Genomic DNA, 302 nt, shown 5'->3' on the forward strand with positions numbered 1-302 from the left:
TGCTAAGAAGACACCCACCTTATGATTTGCAATGTATCAGTTATGTACTAATTTTATTATTAGCACAATAAACGAGCAGGTTGTCACATGGCTATTGCGAGAAAGCGTCAGATAAGTTTGGCTGATACAAAGTACTATCATTGTATTTCTAGGTGCGTACGTCGAGCCTATCTATGTGGCGAAGATCGTTTTACTGGCCAATCATATGAGCATCGCAGGTGTTGGGTTGAAGAGAAGCTATTGGCTCTTTCTAACGTGTTTTGTATTGATGTTTGCGCATATGCAGTGATGAGTAATCATAC

General features: G+C 39.7%; 1 pseudogene. It reads left to right on the plus strand.

From position 1 onward, the window contains the following. Positions 1–87 precede the first annotated feature (87 nt). A pseudogene (locus tag H5154_RS24350) lies at positions 88–302 on the plus strand (transposase); the annotation flags it as partial.

The organism is Pseudoalteromonas sp. SR44-5 (genome assembly GCF_014163675.1).
GTDB lineage: Bacteria > Pseudomonadota > Gammaproteobacteria > Enterobacterales > Alteromonadaceae > Pseudoalteromonas > Pseudoalteromonas rhizosphaerae.